The organism is Paenibacillus sp. FSL L8-0708, assembly GCF_038009325.1.
Classification (GTDB): Bacteria; Bacillota; Bacilli; order Paenibacillales; family Paenibacillaceae; genus Paenibacillus_AQ; species Paenibacillus_AQ odorifer.
The window spans coordinates 5,118,818-5,142,318 of the sequence record NZ_JBBPBC010000001.1 but is presented as its reverse complement, the minus strand read 5'-3'; the positions used below and the strand labels follow the sequence as shown (position 1 = coordinate 5,142,318).

The 23,501-nt window shown below is 44.7% G+C and carries 22 protein-coding genes and 1 tRNA gene; 16 read left to right on the top strand and 7 right to left on the bottom strand.

The features are described from left to right. Nucleotides 1-117: 117 nt before the first annotated feature. Entirely contained in the window at nucleotides 118-363 is a 246-nt protein-coding gene (locus tag NYE58_RS24535; RefSeq protein ID WP_339244194.1) for a hypothetical protein, read from the bottom strand. A gap of 232 nt (nucleotides 364-595) precedes the next feature. Continuing rightward, nucleotides 596-772 carry a hypothetical protein gene (locus NYE58_RS24530; RefSeq protein WP_179087008.1) on the bottom strand — a complete coding sequence of 59 codons (177 nt, stop codon included), beginning with the start codon at nucleotides 770-772 and terminating at the stop codon, nucleotides 596-598. 424 nt (nucleotides 773-1,196) lie between these two features. Here NYE58_RS24530 and NYE58_RS24525 point away from each other — a divergent pair, with 424 nt between their 5' ends. From NYE58_RS24525 to NYE58_RS24515, 3 genes are all read left to right on the top strand, one after another. Next, the gene (locus NYE58_RS24525) at nucleotides 1,197-1,427 is read left to right on the top strand and encodes a hypothetical protein (protein ID WP_341003248.1); all 231 of its coding nucleotides are present in this window, start codon (nucleotides 1,197-1,199) and stop codon (nucleotides 1,425-1,427) included. A 423-nt stretch (nucleotides 1,428-1,850) separates the two neighbouring features. Further along, nucleotides 1,851-3,815, top strand: coding sequence for a WG repeat-containing protein (locus NYE58_RS24520; RefSeq protein ID WP_076276726.1), 1,965 nt, complete (start codon nucleotides 1,851-1,853; stop codon nucleotides 3,813-3,815). A 312-nt stretch (nucleotides 3,816-4,127) separates the two neighbouring features. Continuing rightward, the gene (locus NYE58_RS24515) at nucleotides 4,128-4,844 is read left to right on the top strand and encodes a CAP domain-containing protein (protein WP_036685704.1); all 717 of its coding nucleotides are present in this window, start codon (nucleotides 4,128-4,130) and stop codon (nucleotides 4,842-4,844) included. Nucleotides 4,845-4,976: 132 nt separating this feature from the next. Here the strand turns inward: NYE58_RS24515 and NYE58_RS24510 are convergent. Beyond that, nucleotides 4,977-5,049, bottom strand: a tRNA-Lys gene (locus tag NYE58_RS24510). 239 nt (nucleotides 5,050-5,288) lie between these two features. On the opposite strand from NYE58_RS24510, the gene NYE58_RS24505 reads away from it, so the two are divergent. From NYE58_RS24505 to NYE58_RS24470, 8 genes are all read left to right on the top strand, one after another. Next, a complete protein-coding gene (locus NYE58_RS24505) occupies nucleotides 5,289-6,128 on the top strand; it encodes a GDSL-type esterase/lipase family protein (RefSeq protein ID WP_341003245.1) in 840 nt (279 codons plus the stop codon). A gap of 102 nt (nucleotides 6,129-6,230) precedes the next feature. Next, nucleotides 6,231-7,211 carry an ABC transporter ATP-binding protein gene (locus NYE58_RS24500; protein ID WP_036685707.1) on the top strand — a complete coding sequence of 327 codons (981 nt, stop codon included), beginning with the start codon at nucleotides 6,231-6,233 and terminating at the stop codon, nucleotides 7,209-7,211. Beyond that, a complete protein-coding gene (locus tag NYE58_RS24495) occupies nucleotides 7,204-8,193 on the top strand; it encodes an ABC transporter permease (RefSeq protein WP_036685819.1) in 990 nt (329 codons plus the stop codon). Before NYE58_RS24500 ends, NYE58_RS24495 begins: the two co-directional genes overlap by 8 nt. Before the next feature lie 169 nt (nucleotides 8,194-8,362). Next, entirely contained in the window at nucleotides 8,363-10,345 is a 1,983-nt protein-coding gene (gene parE, locus NYE58_RS24490) for a DNA topoisomerase IV subunit B (RefSeq protein WP_076127597.1), read from the top strand. A 178-nt stretch (nucleotides 10,346-10,523) separates the two neighbouring features. Next, nucleotides 10,524-12,965, top strand: a complete 2,442-nt coding sequence (gene gyrA / locus NYE58_RS24485) for a DNA gyrase subunit A (protein WP_076127599.1) — start codon at nucleotides 10,524-10,526, stop codon at nucleotides 12,963-12,965. Between the two features lie 192 nt (nucleotides 12,966-13,157). Continuing rightward, nucleotides 13,158-13,589, top strand: coding sequence for a MarR family winged helix-turn-helix transcriptional regulator (locus NYE58_RS24480; RefSeq protein WP_076127601.1), 432 nt, complete (start codon nucleotides 13,158-13,160; stop codon nucleotides 13,587-13,589). Beyond that, nucleotides 13,586-13,885: a hypothetical protein gene (locus NYE58_RS24475; RefSeq protein ID WP_256721872.1), complete on the top strand. Its 300-nt coding sequence runs from the start codon at nucleotides 13,586-13,588 to the stop codon at nucleotides 13,883-13,885. The genes NYE58_RS24480 and NYE58_RS24475 overlap by 4 nt, the downstream gene beginning before the upstream one ends. A gap of 63 nt (nucleotides 13,886-13,948) precedes the next feature. Further along, the gene (locus tag NYE58_RS24470) at nucleotides 13,949-14,131 is read left to right on the top strand and encodes a hypothetical protein (RefSeq protein ID WP_256721873.1); all 183 of its coding nucleotides are present in this window, start codon (nucleotides 13,949-13,951) and stop codon (nucleotides 14,129-14,131) included. Between the two features lie 816 nt (nucleotides 14,132-14,947). Here the strand turns inward: NYE58_RS24470 and NYE58_RS24465 are convergent. Further along, entirely contained in the window at nucleotides 14,948-15,694 is a 747-nt protein-coding gene (locus tag NYE58_RS24465) for an RluA family pseudouridine synthase (protein WP_076219226.1), read from the bottom strand. A 3-nt stretch (nucleotides 15,695-15,697) separates the two neighbouring features. After that, nucleotides 15,698-16,561 carry a class I SAM-dependent methyltransferase gene (locus NYE58_RS24460; protein WP_076219227.1) on the bottom strand — a complete coding sequence of 288 codons (864 nt, stop codon included), beginning with the start codon at nucleotides 16,559-16,561 and terminating at the stop codon, nucleotides 15,698-15,700. Nucleotides 16,562-16,792: 231 nt separating this feature from the next. Here NYE58_RS24460 and NYE58_RS24455 point away from each other — a divergent pair, with 231 nt between their 5' ends. The 4 genes from NYE58_RS24455 to NYE58_RS24440 all read left to right on the top strand — a co-directional run bounded on the left by NYE58_RS24455 (nucleotide 16,793) and on the right by NYE58_RS24440 (nucleotide 19,467). Then, nucleotides 16,793-17,623, top strand: coding sequence for a helix-turn-helix domain-containing protein (locus NYE58_RS24455; RefSeq protein WP_076219228.1), 831 nt, complete (start codon nucleotides 16,793-16,795; stop codon nucleotides 17,621-17,623). Between the two features lie 85 nt (nucleotides 17,624-17,708). Beyond that, nucleotides 17,709-18,074: a VOC family protein gene (locus NYE58_RS24450; RefSeq protein ID WP_341003240.1), complete on the top strand. Its 366-nt coding sequence runs from the start codon at nucleotides 17,709-17,711 to the stop codon at nucleotides 18,072-18,074. Between the two features lie 171 nt (nucleotides 18,075-18,245). After that, on the top strand, nucleotides 18,246-18,698 hold the full coding sequence (locus tag NYE58_RS24445; protein ID WP_076134641.1) for a flavodoxin: 453 nt from the start codon (nucleotides 18,246-18,248) through the stop codon (nucleotides 18,696-18,698). A 1-nt stretch (nucleotide 18,699) separates the two neighbouring features. After that, nucleotides 18,700-19,467, top strand: a complete 768-nt coding sequence (locus tag NYE58_RS24440) for a hypothetical protein (RefSeq protein ID WP_341003237.1) — start codon at nucleotides 18,700-18,702, stop codon at nucleotides 19,465-19,467. 94 nt (nucleotides 19,468-19,561) lie between these two features. Here NYE58_RS24440 and NYE58_RS24435 read toward each other — a convergent pair whose 3' ends face one another. Continuing rightward, nucleotides 19,562-20,407 carry a GNAT family N-acetyltransferase gene (locus NYE58_RS24435; RefSeq protein WP_341003235.1) on the bottom strand — a complete coding sequence of 282 codons (846 nt, stop codon included), beginning with the start codon at nucleotides 20,405-20,407 and terminating at the stop codon, nucleotides 19,562-19,564. A gap of 82 nt (nucleotides 20,408-20,489) precedes the next feature. Continuing rightward, a complete protein-coding gene (locus tag NYE58_RS24430) occupies nucleotides 20,490-20,783 on the bottom strand; it encodes a GNAT family N-acetyltransferase (RefSeq protein ID WP_076134638.1) in 294 nt (97 codons plus the stop codon). A gap of 1,663 nt (nucleotides 20,784-22,446) precedes the next feature. On the opposite strand from NYE58_RS24430, the gene NYE58_RS24425 reads away from it, so the two are divergent. Then, nucleotides 22,447-23,349 carry an ArsR/SmtB family transcription factor gene (locus NYE58_RS24425; RefSeq protein ID WP_076278176.1) on the top strand — a complete coding sequence of 301 codons (903 nt, stop codon included), beginning with the start codon at nucleotides 22,447-22,449 and terminating at the stop codon, nucleotides 23,347-23,349. Nucleotides 23,350-23,501 lie beyond the last annotated feature (152 nt).

Sequence of the window (23,501 nt, the reverse complement as noted above, 5' to 3'; positions counted from 1 at the left end):
AAGTACTGAACGTCGCCCCCTTGCTCCTCGCATAGGAAAACTACGCACGAGCACGAAAACTACCCACAAAAACTAACCACAAAAACTATGTATGAAAAACTACCCACAAAAACTAGTTTAATTAGTTAGGGATAAACCAATTTCGCTCCCACTAGTACCATTGGGACCAGCATCAAGTACAGCAATAATATCAACTACGCCAATAATATCAACTACACCAATAATGCCACTGTCAGCACTGCTAACTACAGCGCTGCTAACTAATGCACCACTAACTACGGTACTGCCAACCACAACACTGTCAACCACAACACTGTCAACCAAAACACGACTAACTACAGTACTAACAACTAAACACAACACCAAAACTACCCACTAAAATGCCACCACGACCAAATAGTGTCACCACCACTAACACACAGATCTTCAATGGCTACTACCAACATGAAACAAACATACCACTAAAACTACCCGCCAAAATGCCACCACGACTAAACAGCGCCAGCAACACTAACATCAACATTACTTACCACCACCAACTTCAATCAACATTGCCACCCCTGCTCCATCAAATCTAATATTCCACCAATAGGACTTACTCCACCCGATAGTTGCACCATAACCGCCACGGTACTACTACAGCATCATTACCATCACCAATTATTATCATCAACACAAACACGGTTATCACAATCCTCTCAACATTAACAGCATGAACACGGCAATCACCGCCACAAATCAATATCAGCAGCAATAACACTACCATCGCCATCAGGAGCACCACGAAAATACATCATATTCATCATAGCTCACCAACAATATCAACAAACTAATTTTAGTAACAGAACAGAAGCACCATGAGGCGAAAGAACGGTATAAATCCCGTAGAATTGGCTGAAACGAGCTACGTGAGGTGAAAGAACGGTATAAATCCCGTAGAATTGGCTGAAACGAGCTACTTGAGGAGAAAGAACGGTATAAATCCCGTAGAATTGGCTGAAACGAGCTACGTGGGGCGAAAGAACGGTATAAATCCCGTAGAATTGGCTGAAACGAGCTACGTGAGGTGAAAGAACGGTATAAATCCCGTAGAATTGGCTGAAACGAGCTACGTGAGGTGAAAGAACGGTATAAATCCCGTAGAATTGGCTGAAACGAGCTACGTGAGGTGAAAGAACGGTATAAATCCCGTAGAATTGGCTGAAACGAGCTACGTGAGGAGAAAGAACGGTATAAATCCCGTAGAATTGGCTGAAACGAGCTACGTGGGGCGAAAGAACGGTATAAATCCCGTAGAATTGGCTGAAACGAGCTACTTGAGGAGAAAGAACGGTATAAATCCCGTAGAATTGGCTGAAACGAGCTACGTGGGGCGAAAGAACGGTATAAATCCCGTAGAATTGGCTGAAACGAGCTACGTGAGGTGAAAGAACGGTATAAATCCCGTAGAATTGGCTGAAACGAGCTACGTGAGGTGAAAGAACGGTATAAATCCCGTAGAATTGGCTGAAACGAGCTACGTGAGGAGAAAAAGGTATAAATCCCGTAGAATTGGCTGAAACGAGCTACGTGAGGAGAAAGAACGGTATAAATCCCGTAGAATTGGCTGAAACGAGCTACGTGGGGCGAAAGAACGGTATAAATCCCGTAGAATTGGCTGAAACGAGCTAACGTGAAATTATGAGAGGCAAAAATGCCCTAGAATACGCCGAAACGAGCGACGGAGGAGGAAAGAGAGACATTAATGCCCTAGAATACGCCTCCCCCTAACCCCAAAGATCAAAAAGCACATAAACCAACGTTCTCCCATATTCTATAGGCAAATGCCTTTGTTAAAGGGGAGCGACTGGATGTTAAGGATTAGGTTGAATGAGCTGGGGAAAGGGAATGACAATGGTCTGATACAGGCGGATGTATGGAAATGGGATGGCATTGGCTGGAACGAATATATTACTCAGCAGGATGAGGATTTCATACGCACGGAAGAGGAGTTGTTCGTCACGATTCCGGCAGAAGCGGGATTATATCGTGTAGATTACTCTAATAAGCCTTTTGAGGCGCCATACTTATTGCCGGAGTGGGTGGGGGACAATCTGCGGACCACGGGTCTGCATCCGGCGCCGTTTAATCTCAAAGAGGGCACACTTTGGGGATATATTAATGACGAGGGCCGTGTTCAGATTGAACCCCGGTACGAATATGCTGAGGATTTTCAGAAGAATGGTCTTGCCGTAGTTCAGCGAAAAAATAGCAGCGGGCTCATTGACAGCACTGGAAGAGAACGAGTGAAGCCGATCTATTCATTTATTGCGCCTTTTTCGGAAGAGCGCGCGGTCGTGTCGGATGCTAAGGGGTACACTTTTATTGATGAAAAAGGCAAAGAAGTGACGTCCGCCCGGTATGATTATTTGAACTCATTACATGAGGGGCGAGCACTATTTTCAAAACAAAATACGACCGGCGGCCAATCGCTATATGGATATGTGGACGCGCAAGGCAAAGAGGTGCTGCCCGCGATTTATGTAGATGCCAATGATTTTATGAACGGCATGGCTTTGGTTAAAATCAAAGAAGGAGAGTATGCGCTCATCGATCCGGATGGGAACATTCTGCATACGTATAACCATCCTTTCGTTGGAAGTCCGGGAGAAGGTTTACTAGCCTTTCAAGCGACTGAAAACGGTAAATATGGCTATTTAAATACGGATGGTTCTGTAGCCATTCAACCGCAATTCACCTCTGCGTTACCTTTTTCAGAAGGACGTGCGGTGGTGAATACCGCTGAGAATTATGGCAACGCCTACGGGCTGATTGATAAACAAGGAAAAATGATCATCCCGGCAAAATATTATGAAGTATTGCAGCTAGGTGAAGGCAGAGTAGCCATAGGAACGCCTGTATTCCCCAGCCAGCCTTATCGCGGATCACGTTACGTAATTGCAGATGCGGAAACGGGAGCGGTCCTGAGCAATCACACCCTGCTTGGCGTGAACAATTATCAGGAAGGCTTGGCGTCTGTATTTGATGCTAAAGATACTTATTTTATCGATAGAAGTGGAAAAAAGGCAGCCCAGCCCCCAGTTATTCCAGGGGCAGGAACACTCACCCTTAGCGGACGTTTGATAAGAGCAGATGTAGATCAACGCACATCTTATTATGATCGGCAGGGAAAGCAGGTTTGGCGCCAAAATGGAGTCATTCCGCTGAGACCTCCCTATTCCGTAGTGGAGAAGAAATACAAACCGAACAGGGATTATCTGGTGTATTATCCGGTCGTTGAGGGGATTGCAAGTGCGGAAGTTTCGCGAGAGGTTAACGATAAGCTGCGCAAGCTATCCCTTGCTGAAGACGTTGGGAGTGGAGGGATTTCCCAGGACTTTAGTTATAATGGTGATTTTTCAGTCTCTTTCTTCCGTAAAAACCTGCTGGTGCTGGAGCTGACCGGTTATCGTTTTCCTTTTGGAGCAGCACATGGAATGCCTACCAAAATCTATCCGCATATTAATTTGCGCAGCGGCAGGTTCTATAAGCTGGGGGACTTGTTCAAGCCAGGCAGCAGATATGTGGAGAAGCTCAGTAAAATTGTGGGCAAACAGATCGAGAACGATCCACAATATTCATATGTTTTTCCGGATACGTATAAAGGAATTACCTCGGATCAGCCCTTCTTTGTAGATAATGAAGCGTTGTATCTATATTTCGCACCTTATGAGATCGCTCCGTATTCTGCAGGTTTTCCAACCTTCCGGATTCCTTATGCGGAAATCATGGGATTGATCTCTACGGAGGGCGAGTTCTGGCAATCGTTCCATTAATCGTCAGGTATCCATAGGTTTGCTGAAGTTGCCGTCCTTTCGGGGAGGGCGACTTTTTTTGCTTTTTCTCGCTTTTTCTCGCGAATAACAGGTAAAATGGTATTTTTAGGCAGGAAAACAGCGGAAGAAAGCGAATGTATCTAGGAATCGGAAATCTTACAGTCAAGACTATTATATGTAAAAAATTAGAAGCGCACATTTGAGAGATTTATGCTACAATGACTGAGGAACAAATTACAACTTTGTAACATTTGTAGATGGTCACTCTAGGCAGAAGCATATATTACACGCAAGAAAAAAGGAGATGGCAGATTGAAGAACAAGACATTAAAAGCAATCATCGGTGGTAGCGTGGCAGCTGTTATGGCACTTAGTATTTCTCTTCCATTGGAAGCAAATGCGGCATCGAATGAATCGACAGTAACAATAAAAGGCACAAGTTATGAGCAAATATTACAATATTTTAAACAAGCTAATCTTGAGGGATTCCCTTTTTCGAATAGCACAATCGTGGTAACTAAGCCGCAAACTGGAACAGTACCAAACAAAGACAACACGACCACAACTACAACTACAAAACCGGTTACAAAGCCAGCAGACACAACTACTGTAACTAAGCCAACTGATAATACAACTACAACAGGTGCTGTGAGCAATAAAGGAACCTATGTTCAGCAAATCGTAACGCTGGTAAACAAAGAACGTGCAGCAGCTGGTTTGTCACCTGTAGCTGGATTGGACAGCCTGCACAAAGTTGCCGCTACAAAAGCTACAGATATGCGTTCGAATAACTATTTCTCACATACTTCACCTACGTATGGTTCACCTTTTGATATGATGAAATCCTTTGGCATCACTTATAAAGCCGCAGGTGAGAACATCGCAATGGGACAAAAAACACCAGAAGAAGTAATGAAGGCATGGATGAATAGTCCAGGTCACCGCGCTAATATTTTGAATGCTAACTTCAATTATATCGGTGTCGGTTATGATAATAATTACTGGGTTCAAGAGTTTATTGGTAAATAATACGAGTAGATGCTTCAGGAAGAAATCGTTCTCCGATGTAAGTCGGGGAGCGGTTTTTTTGTGTGGTGAAGATTAAAAATGCAACAAAAAAAGAAGTAAGGAACTTGTCCTTACTTCTTCTGTCTAGCTCTATGGGTTATGCAGGGGTCGAACCTGCGACCTGCCGATTAAGAGTCGGCTGCTCTACCAGCTAAGCTAATAACCCGTAATGTCTAAAGAGTCAACGGTGAATATTATATAATGGCATTAATTAAAAAGCCAGTATTTTTTTATTTTCAAAAAAGTCCACACTCGTTCCTCGGCAAAAACACTGTAGCAGCGGGATTTTTTTCTTTGCTAGACATTTGCAAAACTTGTATGGAAGAATTATGTTTATGTAACATAGTTAAGATCTTTGTAAATTGTGGAACAATACATAATAGAACGGCATACGGAGGGATAGCTTTGAAGGATTCGAAATGGACATGGCGCAGCGTCAGCTTGATTTCCATAGTAACAACTATAGTTTTGATGGTTGGTTTAGTTTATGCGGTTAAAGATATTATCTATCCGGTCGGAGAGGTTACCGAGAGCAGCTTGCCTCAGCAAACAGCCGCACCGGTGACGGAGACTGTCAAGCTCCTAAAAATTGTTGCGCTCGGGGATTCGCTAACCAAGGGGACCGGTGATAACACCGGAGAAGGGTTTGTTAAGCGTACGGTTACTGGTTTATCCGCAAAAGGTGTCACCGTAGACTTTTTAGGCAATATGGGGATTAACGGGTTGACTACTGCGGGGCTGTTAAGCAAACTGAACGAAGATGGTGTGGAGTATGCCTTGCGCATGTCGAATGTTGTTCTGCTATCCGTCGGAGGAAATGATCTGTTTAAGGATTCGGATATTCTTGAGAATGATGGGGCGCAACAGGGCAACACAACTTCATCAACCTCTGGGCAGGAACTGACTCCAGAGTCTTTATTAGCCGCTCTGCCAGAAGCAGCAGCTAGACTGGAGAAGATTCTCGATAAAATCTCACAGATCAATCCGAATGCGCAAGTTTACTATATGGGGCTGTATAATCCCTTTGGCGATATTCCAGAATTACTGGCACCAGGCAATCAAGCGGTAACGAAGTGGAATAATACGGCAATGGATATTATTAATGAGCATAGCAACATGACCTTGGTTCCTACGTTTGACTTGTTTAACAGACATTTGGACAAGTATCTATCCACCGATCATTTTCATCCTAATGGTGATGGCTATCAGCGAATCGGAGAACGGTTCATACAGGCTGTGCAGTAGTATATAGGTGAGTGTTAAATTTTGCAGTAAGATCATGTAGGTAAATGCCCTTTGAGCAAGTACAAACCGAGAAAATGACAGTCACAAGGAGCTAAATTAAATATGACAAAAGCGAATAGTGAAGACTCCGGCACAGTCGTCTTGTCTGTGGACGGGGTACGTAAAAAAATAGGACGAAAATGGATTATAGATGATGTCACTTTCGATGTGAGAAAAGGGGAGATTTTCGGCTTTCTCGGGCCTAATGGGGCTGGGAAGACGACCACGATCCGCATGCTTGTGGATTTGATTCGACCTACTGAGGGCAAGATTACAGTATGTGGGTACAATGTGAACCGAAATCCGGAAAAAGCATTGCAATATGTAGGCTCTATCGTTGAGAATCCTGAGGTATATACCTATTTGACCGGGTGGGAGAATTTGCAGCATTTTGCCCGGATGCAGCCTGGCGTAGACAATGAACGTATTAGCGAAGTGGTAGATATTGTTCGATTAGATCAGCGGATACATGATAAGGTAAGTACATACTCGCTTGGGATGAGACAACGATTAGGCATTGCGCAGGCGCTGTTGGGACGTCCACGGCTGCTTATTTTGGACGAGCCGACGAATGGACTTGACCCTAAAGGCATTAAAGAGCTGCGAGAATTCATTCGCAAGCTGGCGGATGAAGGGCTGGCGGTGTTCGTATCGAGCCATCTGCTTAGTGAAATTCAGCTTCTTTGCGACCGTGTAGCGATTATTAGTAAAGGGCGTGTATTGGCAGTAGGTGCGGTAGATGAGCTGATCGCTCGTAATTCGCCGTATGTACTTTGGGAGCTGGAGCCTTTTGCTGAGGCCCGGGAAATGCTGGCTGATCGTTCAGATATTCAAATTCAGAAACTGGAAGACGTCACATTAGATGACTCAATTATTGCCGGGATGGGCCCCAATTCTTTAATAACGATCATGGATCAGGATCTGATCCCCGAGATTGTGGCCGTAATGGTTACTGCTGAAATTGAGGTGAGAGCTGTGCATAAAATTAATCCGACACTGGAACAGCTATTCTTGAAACTAACGGAGGGTGAGAATGTTGAGTAACTTGCTTCCGCTAATCCGTAATGAGTGCTTGAAGATTATAAAAAAGAAACGGTTTTATGTTATACTGCTGATTCTGATTGTACTGGTGCCTATGTTCACCTATGCACAGATGCGTTCAGCCGAACGGAGTCGGGAGAAATTTAATTCCGATTGGCGGCTTGAGATCCAGCAGCAGATTATCGATAATCAAAATTCACTGGGCAGTGACCGGATTCCAGAGGAATGGAAGACTTATCGGCGAATATTTGTACAACAGCTTCAGTATTATCTTCACCATGACGTTAATCCGAATGAACCTAGCGGGGTTACCTTTACCCGTGAATTTATGGATAATTCGGTTACATTATTTATTCCGTTGCTCATTATGGCGGTCGCCTCAGATTTGGTCTCGGCCGAAAGGACAACCGGAACTATCAAAATGCTGTTGACTAGGCCGGTCAAGCGTTGGAAGGTGCTTTTTAGCAAAATGACAGCACTGCTAATGTTTGTTTCGCTTATCGTACTTTCCACATTTGCAATCAGTTACTTTATCTCTGGTCTTGCCTTTGGTTTTAAAGGGTTTAACATTCCTGTTTTTACAGGCTTTAAAATCAGTGGTGATTCGCTAGATATGTCTACTGTACATGCAGTGCCCCAGTGGAAATATATGCTTATGCAAGGTGGTTTGATTTGGTTCGTCAGCGTAGTGGTTGCACTGCTCGCGTTCATGATCTCGGTGCTAGTTCGCAGTACTGCGGCGAGTATAGTAGTTATGATGGCAGCGCTGATTGCAGGTAGTATACTGACCAATATGGCCTCTGCCTGGACAACAGCGAAATATTTATTTATGGTAAATCTTGGACTGACCAGCTATTTGTCTGGTACTCCCGCCCCCATTGAAGGGATGTCCTTGTCATTTTCCATGGCTGTGCTGGCAGTATGGGGGGCCGCTTCGGTGATCATTTCATTCGCCGTCTTTACGAAAAGGGATATTTTGAATTAGAATGAACAAAGTGACCAAAACGTTTGTTTGCATTTCTTAGAAATATAGGAGAGTATAATTTCACGTTATATTCTATCCTTAGGTTTTTGGCAGTAACGGATACCGTTCTTAACATAAAGGACGGCCAAGCCGTTTCTTCTTAGTATAGAGAAAAGAAGGAGGAGCATGAATGCTCGAACAGATCGATATGTTTGCTGAAGTTTCTAATAACGGCGAGAATGGCCGTACTGGATACGATGCTGACGACATTCAAGTGCTCGAGGGTCTGGTTGCAGTACGCAAACGACCTGGCATGTATATCGGCAGTACGAGTTCTTCAGGACTACATCATTTAGTATGGGAAATCGTAGATAATGCCGTAGATGAGCATTTAGCCAAGTATTGTACAAAGATTGACATACTGCTTCGCAAGGATGGCTCGGTAACCGTTAGCGATAATGGACGGGGGATCCCAACTGGAATGCATAAGACAGGGGTACCTACCCCGCAAGTTGTATTTACAATTTTGCATGCGGGCGGTAAGTTCGGTGGATCGGGTTATAAAAAATCAGGCGGTTTGCATGGCGTAGGGGCTTCTGTCACAAACGCTTTGTCTGAATGGCTCGAAGTAGAGATTTATCGTGAGGGCAAAATCCATCGGCAGCGGTTTGAGTACTGGGTGGACAAGAAGGGCAAGGAGCATGTTGGCGAACCTGTAACTGGTCTTGAAGTTCTGGGTAACACCAATAAAACGGGTTCGAAAATTACTTTCAAGCCAGATATTCGTGTCTTCCCAAATGGAATTGCTCTGAATTATGACACGCTGGCAGAGCGGGTTCAGGAGATTGCTTTTCTGAATTCCGGTCTGCGTATTACACTGCAAGATGAGCGGAGCAACCGTCAGGATGAGTTCTTTTATGAAGGTGGAGCCAGTCAATTTGTGCAGTTCCTCAACGAAGGTAAGGATGTTCTCCATGATGTTATTCATTTCAGTGCAGAAAAGGATGATATCGAGGTAGAAGTAGCTCTGCAATACAACGGAGGCTACACAGAAACCTTGGCTTCCTTCGTAAACTCCATTCCAACTCGCAGCGGAGGCACACATGAGACCGGCTTTAAAACTGCGTACACTCGTGTATTAAATGAATATGCCCGCCGCACGCAATTGCTTAAAGAAAAAGATAAAAACCTGGAAGGTAATGATCTGCGGGAAGGCATGATGGCTGTCATCAGTGTAAAAATGTCCGAGGTTGAATTTGTTGGACAGACGAAGGATCAGCTTGGCAGTGCTTCCGCCCGTAGTGCAGTAGATTATATCGTTTCTGAAAATATGGCGCGTTTCTTGGAAGAGAATCCACAAGTTGCGCAGAGCCTGCTGAAGAAATCGATTCAAGCGTCGAAAGCCCGGGAAGCGGCACGTAAAGCCCGCGATGAGATCCGCACAGGCAAGAAACGCAGCGAAAGCTCGAATCTTGGCGGTAAGCTGTCTCCTGCACAATCAAAGGACGTTACACGTACGGAGCTGTTCATCGTGGAAGGTGATTCCGCCGGTGGTTCGGCTAAGCAAGGCCGTGACTCTAAGATTCAAGCGATATTGCCGCTAAAAGGTAAACCGATGAATCCGGAGAAAGCTAAGCTGCTGGACATCCTGAAGAACGACGAGTATAAAGCAATTATTTCTACAATAGGTGCTGGAATTGGTCCGGATTTCACCGTCGAAGACAGCAATTATTCTAAAATTATCATTATGACCGATGCCGATACCGATGGAGCGCATATTCAGGTGCTGCTGCTGACATTTTTCTATCGTTATATGAAGCCTTTATTAGATGCAGGTAAGGTCTTTATCGCTCAGCCTCCACTTTATAAGTTGACCCGCAAAACGGGTAAGCTGGAGACCGTAAGGTATGCCTGGAGTGATGAAGAGCTGCAAAATTACTTAAAGGAATTCGGCAAAAACTTCGAGCTTCAGCGTTATAAAGGATTGGGCGAGATGAACCCCGATCAGCTGTGGGAAACAACGATGAATCCAGAGTCGCGTACGCTGCTTCAGGTACAGATTGAGGATGCCGCTAAGGCGGAGCGCCGTGTTTCAACACTTATGGGTGACAAAGTCGATCCACGTAAACGCTGGATTGTTGAAAATGTCGATTTCACCGAAATTGTAGAGTAATGTCAGTGCTGCAAGTGACGATAATCCCGATTTTCTAAGAGCTTGGTGATTTATGGGACCTAGGGGGATTTTGGAACTGTAGGAGCGATAGTGCCCGGAATTCCAAAAATCTCTGAAGTACCTGAGACTCACCACACTATTTTAAAACGGGCAGTTTGAGGAACAGAAGGTGAGCAAAGTGAGTAGTTTATCAGAACAATTTTTGCCGGCATTTCTGGAAGAGGTCGTCGGTGACCGCTTTGGTCGGTATTCCAAATATATTATTCAGGACCGGGCAATCCCTGATGTCCGTGATGGACTTAAACCCGTGCAGCGCCGGATTCTTTATGCGATGTACGACTCCGGCAACACCCCTGACAAGCCATACCGCAAGTCAGCCAAAACTGTCGGAGATGTAATGGGTAATTACCATCCACATGGTGACTCCTCTATTTACGATGGTATGGTACGTATGGCACAGCCTTGGAAAATGGGGCATGTGCTAGTTGACGGTCACGGCAACTGGGGCTCCATGGACGATGACCCAGCAGCGGCAATGCGTTATACAGAGGCACGGCTGTCTCCCATTGCAATGGAGATGATGCGTGATATCGAGAAGCGGACGGTCTTGTTTAAAGATAACTTTGACAATACCGCCAAAGAGCCTGTTGTGGTTCCTTCCCGGTATCCGAATCTGCTCGTAAATGGCACGAGTGGGATTTCTGCTGGTTTTGCCACTGAAATTCCGCCACATAATCTGCGTGAAGTAATTGACGCTTGTATCGCAGTGATGCAGAAACCAAATATTGAGCTGGAAGAAATTATGACCTTCATGAAAGGTCCGGATTTCCCTACAGGCGGCACGATCATGGGCGGAGACGGCATCATGGATGCTTACCGCACAGGTAAAGGCCGTATTTACCTGCGCTCCAAAACAGAGATTGAGAATATGCGGGGCGGCAAGCAGCAAATCGTGATCACGGAAGTACCATTCCAGATTGTAAAATCACGGCTGGTTACTTCCATGGAGAATATTCGGCTGGAGAAAAAGATCGATGGCATTGCCGAGGTTCGTGATGAGAGCGGCCGTGAGGGACTGCGGATTGTAGTCGAACTCAAAAAAGAGGCTGATGCTCAAGGCGTGTTGGCGTATCTGCTCAAAAAAACCGATCTTCAAATCACCTATAACTTCAATATGGTTGCTATTGTTAACAAAGCACCTCAGCAGCTTGGTCTAAAAGCCATCCTGGAAGCTTATATCGCCCATCAGCGTGAAGTTGTGACTCATCGCACCCAGTTCGATCTGGAACGCGCTGAAGACCGTGCTCATGTCTTAGAGGGCTTAGTTAAAGCACTAAACATCCTGGATGAGGTTATCGCTGCGATCAAAGCTTCGAAAAATCGTCAGGATGCTCAGAACAATCTCGTATGGATGTTCGGCTTCAGTGAACGCCAAGCCGATTCGATTCTTACTTTGCAATTGTATCGTCTGACCAATCTGGAGATCACTTCACTCCAGAAAGAGTTAGATGAAATGATGGCAAAGATTACACATCTGCGCGGTATTTTGGATAGCGACAAAAAGCTAGTTGCTGTAATTCGTAAGGAACTGCTGGAGATTCGCGACAAATACGGCATTGATCGCCGTTCTCTGATCCAAGGCGAAGTCGAGGAGCTCAAGGTTAGCCTTGAAGCGCTGGTCAATGCGGAGGATGTGCTCGTTGCTCTTTCAGCAGATGGATATATTAAGCGGACTAGTATGCTTTCCTTCACCCGTTCTGGTGGGGAGCGTCATACCTCAGGCGTCAAAGAAGGCGATCATATCGTCAGGCTGCTGGATGTAAATACCCGTGACAGTCTGCTGGTATTTACCCGCAAAGGGCAATACTTCTTGCTTCCTGTGCACCAGATCCCGGAGTTTAAATGGAAAGAGCCTGGTACAGCGATTGTGAATGTTATTGGATTGTCTAAAGGAGATGGAATCGTTAGTGTGATTCCGGTGAATAATCTAGATGATCCGCAGCAGAGCCTTGTGTTTGTCACCCGTCGGGGTCAGGTGAAGCGTACAGAGCTCAAGGAATACTCTACAAGCCGTTCTGGAGCTGTAGCGGCCTGTAAGGTAGCCGAGGGTGATGAGATCATTACAGTGGCTTCTAGTACGAATGACAAGGACATTGTGCTGGTCACCCGTGAGGGAATGAGTATCCGATTCCATGAGAATGAGGTTAACCCTATGGGTCGCGTTGCATCCGGCGTAAGAGGAATTCAGCTGCGCGAGGGCGACGAGGTGATTTCCTGCTTCTGGGTCAGCGAAGATGAAGGCGAAATCCTTGCCATTTCTGATATTGGTTATGCGAAACGTTCATTACTTGTGGATTATCCATCACAAAGCCGTGGTGGCAAAGGAATGCCAACCTTCGAATTCAAGGAAGGCAAACGAATACGTCCAAATGGCAGCAGGTTAGCAGGGGCTTTCTATTGCAAGGAGCCATTAGAACTGAATGCCGTTACCCGTGAGAATGCCCACCATACGTTCTCCTCTGAATCAGCGCCGCTGGGCGAGCGTCGTTCTACAGGCAAACAGATTGTAGCTGTGGAGAAAAAGGATGAGATCATAAATCTTTTCCCATCAGTTCATTAAAACTAGCGATTAACAAGTGATTTTATAACGGCGTTTAGTCCGCTCTTTTGGAGGGTTGACTAAGCGTCGTTTTTTATTTTTTTATGCTGAAGGTCTGGCAGATTTATTTTTTCTTCGTTTGCAGGAAATGGAAGTTGTTTCGCGAAAATGTAGATATACCGGATAGAACCGCGAGGAAAGGAAGGAATAAGTGTGCATGCTTCTGAATTCAGTAAAATTTGGCATAAGATTTTAAAAGATTATAAATTACATATGGACAGTAATCTTGCTCCAACGCTGACGGATGCCCAACTTACTGTACTTGAACTGCTTCAGGAACGCGACGCCATGAAGCCTTCTGATCTGGCTCCACATTTGGCGACCAGTCCTGCAGCGGTTACGATGTTACTTGATCGGATGGAGAAGCATGAGCTTATTGTGCGGGAAAGAGATGCTTCGGACCGGCGGATTGTATGGGTGAGTATAACGGAGACTGGAATGGAAGAAACTGCACGGGGTCTAAAGATCCGCAGTGATTTTTTTGCGGAAGCGCTTGATCCGATCTCCTCTCATAACCAACAGTTACTGCTCTACTTAATGGGCAAAATGGTTGTGACAACTACACCGGAGGGTTCTACACCTTGAAGCAAATAGCTTGGCTGTATCACTACTATGATGAATCTACAGGTCCATTTCAAAATCTGTCTGATCTGCCATCCCAAGAAGCGGAACAGGTTCTGAATGATCTACGTCAGCGTAATAAAGGTTTTGCGAGTAAGCGTTCAGCAGATTATCTAGATATTCGCCGGGGTCTTGAAGCAAAGGCCAGGGAATTATTTATAATAAAAGGTGGTAAGCCTTCTAGAGCCTGTCCGCATTATATGACGCTGGGAGAATGTCCGTGGTTATTAGACTGGTATCCTAGAGGTAAAAGCCTGTAAATTACTATTGAGCAGTTTGATCCTGCTTCGATCAGTTTCACTTACGGGGATTTGTTTCCTACTATGAGATATAAAGATGGCAAACCTTATCGCAATCAAGTTTATACATGGGACGAGATTATAGATGTAATCGATAAATTCGGTATGCCACAGGAATGGAATGCCAATGGTGACAAGGGACCTGAACGATATATTGAGGTTCAAATTTGGGATGATAAGCCTTTAATAAATATGATAGGGTATTAGATTTGGATCTACACCCCATTTAGAATATATGTATAAAGAGCCGATGGAAGCAATGCGGAAAATGTTGAAGAAGATAGAGGCGTTTAGAAGAATTAGATGAATGTAGAAATACATAGAAATATATAGATATATATAGAAGTATATAGATATATATAGAAGTATATAGAAACATTTAGAAGCGTTTGAAAGTATATATAGGTATTTAGTGGCATCTAGAAGTAAGAGAAACATGTAGAGGTATCTAAATGTATTTAGTTGTATTTTGTACAGCTATTATTTGTAAATTACTCGAGCATTGAGATATAACTGTATTTTATACAACTATTTTCTTGATTTACTTCTCTTTTTACAGTTTCCCTGATTTTTAGTTGTAAAGAGTACACTTAAAATCCGACCTACTGTTTTTTTATTCGGAATAAGTGTATAGAGTGCAGTTATCTTACTTTCATTTCAGATTCCAACTAGGATCCACTACTGTACCACTACTGTACCACTGCTGATCCATCGCTAAACAGAGCGGTGGACCGTTAGCTAAGTTCAGGCTGGAAGGTGGAAAGGATGTTTAATCTCTCAAAATGATGTTTAATCTCGAAGGGATGTTTAATCTCAAAGGGATATTCCATGCCCGGCTGGAATAATCGGACTAAGCATTCGTGCGGAGCTAAGAAGAACACTCCAACGTGGACCCTCTTCCCATAGTCTCTGATCAAGTAGCAGACGCAGAACCAAAAACAAGGCAGTGATTCTCCACTAACCGGAGAATCACTGCCTTGTTTTAAATAACAGGGTTTGTTTCATTGCCTAAAAAGCGCTGCTTCAGGACAGCCCTTCTTGTAGTGTTTCACGCGGCCACAGATCCCAAGGATGGGTTTGTGGGGGCAGAGAGATGAGTTCCACTTCTTCTTTAGTAACAGGGTGAGGGAATCCTACAAGTGCTGACCATAACGCAATTTGTTGCCCCGGTCTGTTCACTGAAGCCCCGTACTTCTGATCACCGTATAATGGACAGCCGATCGAACTCAGCTGCACCCGAATTTGGTGGGAACGCCCTGTAAGTAAATCAATCTTAAGCAGGCTGTATCCTTCTGCACTGTCAAGCACTGTGTAATCCAGAATTGCTTCCTTGCCGCCGGGAGTTCCTTTTCGAACCACAGTGACGGTGTTACTCTTTGCGTCTTTAAGCAGCGTATCTGTAAGACGGCCACGAGTGGCTGGCGGTTTACCATGCACGACTGTTAAATACACCTTATGAAAGCCGTGAGTACGGACACTCTCGGATAGTCTTGAAGCCGCTTTGGAAGTCTTGGCAAAAATCATTGCTCCCCCAACCGGTCGATCCAAACGGTGGACCAGACCTATATAGACGTTGCCGGGTTTGTTGAAACGTTCCTTCACATCTTCTTTCAGCAGGTTCAGCAGGTCAGGATCGCCTGTTGCATCCTCCTGAACAGGAATATTCACGGGTTTTACAATCCCCAGAAGATGGTTGTCTTCGTATAACACTTCAAAGCGTTGTGATCCGCCGCTTACAGCCTCATTGTTGCCGGAACTATGCTGTGTCATGGCTTACGCCTCCCAGCGACCCAGGATACCACATGGCAGGTTCATGCCGGAGGAGGTGATCGGAAGACCAATTTCGCCGGAGGTAAGTTTTCCGCCATAACGTTTGCCCATGGTCATGGACAACATGTTGCGCAGTACAGTTGGAGAAATTCCAGTGGTGTAGGAATTAATGAGCGTGAACAATGGGTTGTCGCTCATAATCTCCATACAGCTCTCAAGGAAAGGGTACAAGCTTGATTCAAGCTTCCACATTTCTCCACCAGGTCCTCTTCCGTAAGAAGGAGGGTCCATAATAATCGCGTCATATTTGCTGCCGCGGCGTTGTTCACGTTGTACGAACTTGAATACATCATCCGTGATAAAGCGGACTGGACGTTCTCCAAGACCAGACAGCTGAACGTTTTCTTTCGCCCACTGCACCATACCTTTGGCTGCATCCACGTGAACGACAGACGCACCGGCACTCGCCGCTGCCACAGTAGCTCCACCTGTGTAAGCAAAAAGATTCAGCACTGAAATTGGACGGTTAGCCGCTGCAATCTTGTCCATCATCCAGCTCCAGTTGGCTGCTTGTTCCGGGAATAGTCCTGTATGCTTGAAGTTTGTAGGACGTAAGTGGAATTTTAATTTACCATAGCTAATCTTCCAATCGTCCGGAATGGTTTTTTTCATTTCCCATTGTCCGCCACCAGCGGAGGAACGGTGATAATGTCCGTGCACATCACGCCATTTAGCGGTCTCATTATTTAGAGGCCAAATAATCTGTGGATCAGGACGACGCAAGATAATATCGCCCCAGCGTTCGAGCTTCTCTCCACCGCCTGTATCAATTACTTCATAGTCTTTCCAATCGCTCGCTATATACATGATTTAATCCATCCTTCAAAAAAATTCATTTAGCCTTTATTGTACAACATTTCACCTGATTGCTACAAACAAATTACACCTCAACCAGCTTCACCAATAATTTTGTCCAATGCTAATGAAGTGTATAATATTCCCATGCTTATGCGGCTATTCAACTGGTGCTGCAAGACTTGATTGTGTATGATCAGATAGTAGAGTTCTTACCCTATTTACGATCGGAGAACTAAAGCTATGTTCAATCTCTCACCGCTGTATTTCCCTATAACTGCAAAACCCAACCACACTAGTGAGTTTCTGCCCAGCCATGCCTTGCAGCCGTTTATTCGCTGTTTTTGGGGTTCTGTAGATGTGGAGTCTATACAACAACCTGAGACGGAGACAATAATTCCGGACACCTGTATGGATATTATTTGGGATTTGGATAGAGAATCAGGCAATACAAACACTTTTTTCTCCGGCATCAATGACACTCCATTTGAAGTCTCTTCAGACAGAAAGCCAGGGGGGAGTTCAACCTTTGGTATCCGATTTCAGTTCTGGGCGGTTCATTTTTTTGCAGATGATCATCTGCGGAATGTCTTGAATGCACATGTCGATGTAGAACAATATTTTGGCACTTTTAAAAAAGAGCTTGGTCATCTATTGGAGAAAGTAAACTCGATGGACGAAAGGATTGCAGCCGCTGAAGCCTATCTGCTTCGTCGTCTTGAGCGTAGAGGGCGGACTAACGATCGGATGATGAACGCAGTCTATACTATGGTTAAACAAAAAGGGATTGTGACCGCAGAGGATTTGGAGACCAGTTCTAATTTAAGCAGACGACAACTTGAACGGCTTTTTCAAGAATATATAGGTGTATCGCCCAAAAAAACAGCAGATCTCGTGCGGTTTCAGAATGTATGGCGGGAGATGTGTCATTTACCTGGGCAGACAAAGAATATGCAGGATCTTATTTTCGCGTATGGTTACAGTCACCAGTCCCATTTTATCAATAATTTCAAAAAATATGCAGGAAGAACCCCACTTGAAGCCTTGGTCTATGCAGGCCGAAGAATGTCGTAATTTTGCAATACAAAGCGTGTCAACCTTGTTAGACTAAACCCAAGTAAGAAATGAGACATATTATGAGAATGAGAGGGGACAAGTTATGATTTCGTCTTTTGAAGGGACTAACATTTACACTAAAGATACTGAGGTGTCAGCTAAATTTTATACGGAGGTACTAGGAATTCCTATGCCTTTCGAAGGTTACGGTAATTTCGACGGGGCAAAGATTGGTTTTGATAAGAAGCAGCCGGGAATTATTATTTGGGATGCTGCAAAATGGGGAAATCTTACGACAGGTTTTGTTAATTTAGTATTCGGCTGTGATAATCTGGATGAGACATACGAGCAGTTGAAAGCTAAGGGACTGGATTGTCAGCCACCTGTTACGATGGAATATGGCGGTAAAGAAATGAATTTTCGTGATCCTGATGGGAATCACATAACCTTGCTGGAAGGTGCTTATTAAGCTTCTTTTTAAGAAAAATGAGACGGAGCGCAAACCTCAACCGTGTGTAATAACGGGGAGTTTGCGTTTTTTTAACTTTATTTATTGACAATGATAATCATTATCAAATAGAATGAGGTGAAGCGTATATGATTTAAATTTAAGGTGTTAGTAGGGGAGGAACAGGAGTTTATGGCTAAAGTGCTTGTGGCATATGCTAGTTTAACTGGCAACACTGAGGAAATGGCTGAATTGATTGTAGAAGGAATACGCCAAGCAGGCGGTGAGGCTGTTTTGAAGTCGGTCACTGAATGTAATGCGATTGAGATAAAATCATATGAAGGCGTTCTGCTAGGGGCATACACTTGGGGAGACGGAGAGTTGCCGGATGAAGCTCTTGATTTCTATGAGGAGATGGATGAACTTGATTTGACTGCTATGAAGTCAGCAGTTTTTGGTAGTGGAGATACAGGCTACGCCATTTATTGTGGGGCAGTGGATGTTATCGAGGAGAAGCTAAAGGAGCGTGGAGCAGTCATTTTGCAAGATAGCCTAAAGATTGAGTATGGCCCTAATGCTGCCGAAAAAGAAGCCTGCCGTCAATTCGGACGTCAATTCATCGAAGCCTGTATGGCGGTAACCTAAGATGGGTGGGCCAGTGGGAAGTTGGTTTAACAAGCCAAGGGATGTACATAGCCCTCCGTATAAACGGCTGCACGATTATCGCATGGAGCATATTATGCTGGGCGGGACTGAGAATTTAGCTAGCGGAGCTCCAGCGACGGGGCTCCCACGCTGGCGCCAGCAGGTTCAATATGCTGTGGGGCATACACTTAATGACTTCTATAGTCTGTTGCCGGAAGTGCGAAGAGAGACACCTATACAATTTCTGTTAGAGCGCCGGTGGCCTCCTAGGGGAGATGCTTTTCCCTCCCTTTTGCAATATTGGGATATCAAAACGAGTGTAGCTGATGAGCTTATGCGTATCGTTTCAAGCAATCATCTACAGGAGATTCCAGTGATGTTATATGAACAGTGGCATGTCCCAGTTCCAGCGCTGAATTTGGAGTTATCGATGATTACGCAGCTGGCTTGGAACTCTTCAAAAAGTGGCCGAAGCGTGAACATTCAGAAATTTATGGTTAATGGCAATGAGGATATCATCACTGGATTTATGCATATGGCCAATGTTTTTTGCCATCATGCTTATGGTGAGCCAGCGGAGACCGTGGAAGTTTTCTCGCTGCTGGATGGACGTAAATACTGCTTTGATGGAGAGGCAAACTCGCTTATGGAGTCACTGGATTATGTGCGTCTGTTATCCGTATTTCTTGAGCGTGAAGTGTTAGCTGACGGTTCCTTAAGCTGCAGCGATCGTAGAAATGAGAGAGGCGAAGCGGATTATTTACTATAATAAATAGACCTCCTTATCTGCAGGTTAGAACACCAGCAAGTAAGGAGGTCTTATTGTGACTGCTTTATTAAAATCTCAAGAGTAGGTCTGGGGATTAGCCGATATATCGGTAATAATACTGTTTATTCTGAATGACAAAGCCGCAGCTCTCATACAGCTTAAGTGCATTGGGATTATCCAGTGCGACCTCCAGATTTACACCATTATAATTTTTGCGCTCTCGTTCGATGGTCTGAAGAAGGGCGCTGCGGCCAATGCCAAGCCCACGTAGCTTTTTGTCGACTGTAAATCCATAGATCCAGGATTCATTATCTTCAGTCCACACCCGCATCTTCCCAACAGGCCTGCCGTCCATCTCGATCATAATATTCTCTTGCATACCTTCCTGTTTGTGCAACTCATACTGCTCTGCAGCATCTTCTGTCTTCATATCAAAACCTCCACAATCCAGTTCGACCAGAATGTGTGCCTCTTCTTCACGAGCTGGCCGTAAGACGACAGTCCCTGTTGCTGAGCTGACATCAGATGACACCATGGAATTGCCATCCCATTTCATTTGATATTCAGCGTGATTGAACTGCAGAGGCAAGGTTTGCAGGAAAGCAGTTCCAGATGAAGAAGCGGCGGGTGCATTTAGAAGAAGAGTAGAGACTTTATTGCGCTTGATTATGGTTTGTGCTCGGTTCCACAGAGAGGTGAAGATTCCGCGTCGACGGTAGCCTGGCCGAACCATGCCACAGACCTCCATATCGCTTCCAAAACCATAGAGTCCCAAGAAACCAACCAGTAATTCGTCCTCATAAGTCACGAGCCATTCCGTATCACCTGCGCTTGATGGATGGCGGAGCATATCCCAATTCAGTTTTAATGAGATTCCTTCATATTGCTCACAGCGTTGTTGTAATTCCTCAATATTCTTAAAAGTGTCGGCAGTCGTCAAACCCGTTTCCCCCTAAAGTGTATTTGAACTATTATAAGTTCGCATAGTTACTAAAAAAGCTTCGCGGAAACGGGAGCAGGTTTTAAGCTCTCCCGCCAGTATTCCCGCTCAGCACGTCTTTGTACTCCGGGTGCTTCTCGAATTGATGCGCAGCATAGGAGCACACGGGTACAATTTTTAAATTCTCATTCCGAGCCTTGTCCACAACAGCACGTACAAGCTCTTGTCCAGTACCTTGACCGCGCAGTTCTTCGGAGACACGGGTGTGGTCAATGACTAATTCCCCGGCTTCTTTATCCAAACTGTATGTGATTTCGGCAAGGTCCTTACCGTCATTAGCAACAAAAAAACGTCCGTTTTCATTTTGAATTTGCATCTTATGGCTTCACTCCTAATTAGTTATTGCCTATATTTTACTACCATGAATTGCAAAAAGCGAGGAGCGAACCAGATTGATTGTTCGTCGGGTTGAATGTTTTTTTCCTTGTTACCCGAGGATCGCTGCACTGCATTTTTGTTCATGTGGGCAACATGGCTATAGCAGAATATGAGCAAGTGAGAGTTAACTAACCTCGAGTATTTGTTTTGGTAAGCTGGGAACGGTGGAAGTCTGGAAGTCTGGAAGTCTGGAATGATGGGAACGCTGGGAACGCTGGGAACGCTGGTACCCCCGGAACCCCGGAACCCCGGAACCCCGGAACCCCGGGACCCCGGAACCATGGAACCCCCGAACCCCGAACCCTCTGTCCTAATCCTCTGCGGAATCTAACGGACCCAATTGACGCTATTTGCACATTTTTAGTCATTTGAGTAAAGTTTCGGACCCCAGTGCAGCTATTCCTTTGGAATAGGCACGAAATAGGCATTTATAGTGTCAATAGCGCCCATGGAGTCCGATCGCACGTAAAAAAGAGGATAATACTGCGAATAAGGTCAACTGTTTCCGATAGGTGTCCAATATCGTAGGATCCCAATCCGTCGCAGAAGCTTACGGACCAGAGTCCTAATCCCCCGCTGATGCTTATGGACCAGAGTCCTGATTTCCCCACTGATGTTTACGGACCCAGCAGACGCTATTTGCACATTTTTAGTCATTTGAGCAAAGTTTCGGACCCCAGTGCAGATATTCCTTTGGAATAGGCGCGAAATAGGCATTTTTAATGCCCATAGCGCTTATGGAGTCCGATAACATGCTGAAAATGGGATAATACTGCGAATAAGGTCAACTGTGTCCGATAGGTGTCCAATATCGTAGGATCCCAATCCGTCGCAGAAGCTTACGGTCCAGAGTCTTAATTCCCCACTGATGCTTAGGGACCCAGCAGACGCTATTCGCACATATTTAGCCTTTTGAGCAAAGTTTCGGACCCCAGTGCAGCTATTCCTTTAGAATAGGCACGAAATAGGCCTATTTTATGCCCATAGCGCCTATGGAGTCCGATAGCATGCTGAAAAGAGGATAATACTGCAAATAAGGTCAACTGTGTCCGATGGAAGAGTATCCTAATCTCCCGCAGGAGCTTACGGACCCAATAGACGTTATTTGCACAAGGTCAACTGACCGATGGAACAAAATCCTAAACCTCCGTAGAACCTCTCGGACCCAGCAGACGCTATTAGCACATATTTAGCCTTTTGAGTAAAGTTTCGGACCCCAGTGCAGCTATTCCTTTAGAATAGGCGCGAAATAGGCATTTTTAATGCCCATAGCGCCTATGGAGTCCGATCGCACACAAAAAAGGGGATAATACTGCGAATAAGGTCAATTGTGTCCGATAGCGCAGAGTCCTGATCTCCCGCTGAAGCCTGCGGACCCAGCAGACGCCATTAGCACAAGCTCAGTTGTGTCCGATAGCGTCCACGCTAACGGAAATGACAGCTAAACCAGCGTGCAATGCAGAGAATTCGGTGCTGAAATAGCAGCTAATGAATTTTTATGCACTCCCGTTTATAGAGTAGCTTGCGTATTCTCAGGATAATACAATAAGATTAAGAGAATATCTCACTACTGAAAAGAACCGCTAGCAGGAGGAATCATTGTGGAATACAAGGTTGAGGTTGAATTTGGATCGATTTATGAATTGTTGAACAGCTTACATACTTATCTCTGCAAAAAATCCTATAAGAAGATTGATTTAGGGGTAGCGTGGGCTAATGAAATTGAAAGCACGCTCAGTGAAGAGCTGTTATCCCGTCTGAAAGAAACCGAACTAAACAATGAGTGGAAAATGTTGAATCTGCTCATTTACTGTTGTCCATTTAAAGATGATGTAGACAGTGTGTTGAACTGGATTGAAGGGTTATCGGTTGGCGAGTTATACGAGACCTTATCAAAGTATGTAAAGGTATTTCCAAGCCATATGGAGGATTACCGTAACCGCGTAGTATTTTTACTCTCCGAGTGGAACCGCCAGTACTTTAGCCAATGCAATCCTGCGATTTTGAGCAAACTACAGCAGCATGCGGATTCCAAGAACATGGAGCTTAATGGACTGGACACTGCGGATTTCGTGAACAAGACGACCAACGGATTTTACTTCATGCCTACGGATGGGCTTAAGAAGCTCGTACTGATTCCACAGTATCATTTTCAGCCTGCTAATATCATTTATTGCTACGGTGAATTAACGATCTGCCATTATGCGGCGTGGATATCGATGGAGAATGAGGAAATCTCCCCTTTTATGTACAGAGCGATCCGTAGTCTGAGTGAAAAAAGCCGGCTAAAAATCCTCCAAGCCCTTAGTGGTGGCCGTAAAACGTTTACCGAAATTGTTAAGCATGCGGGGATCTCGAAGGGGATTGTGCATGATCATATTTTTAATCTTCGTTGTGCAGGTTTGCTTCATGCCTATATTGAAGGGGAGAATGTCACCGGATACAGTCTGCGTCTCGAAGGTATTCATCGGATGAATGAGCAGCTATTCGAGTATTTGAAATAATGATTTTGAAAAAATATAACCGCCTGAAAGCTAGAACTTCTCTTTTACAGAGAGGGTTTTGGCTTTTTTTATTTGTTTTATTTATCACCCAATTCTGTTTATGGAGAATTTTTTTCAAGTTCTCTCTTTACAGAACTTGAAAACCTTTCTAT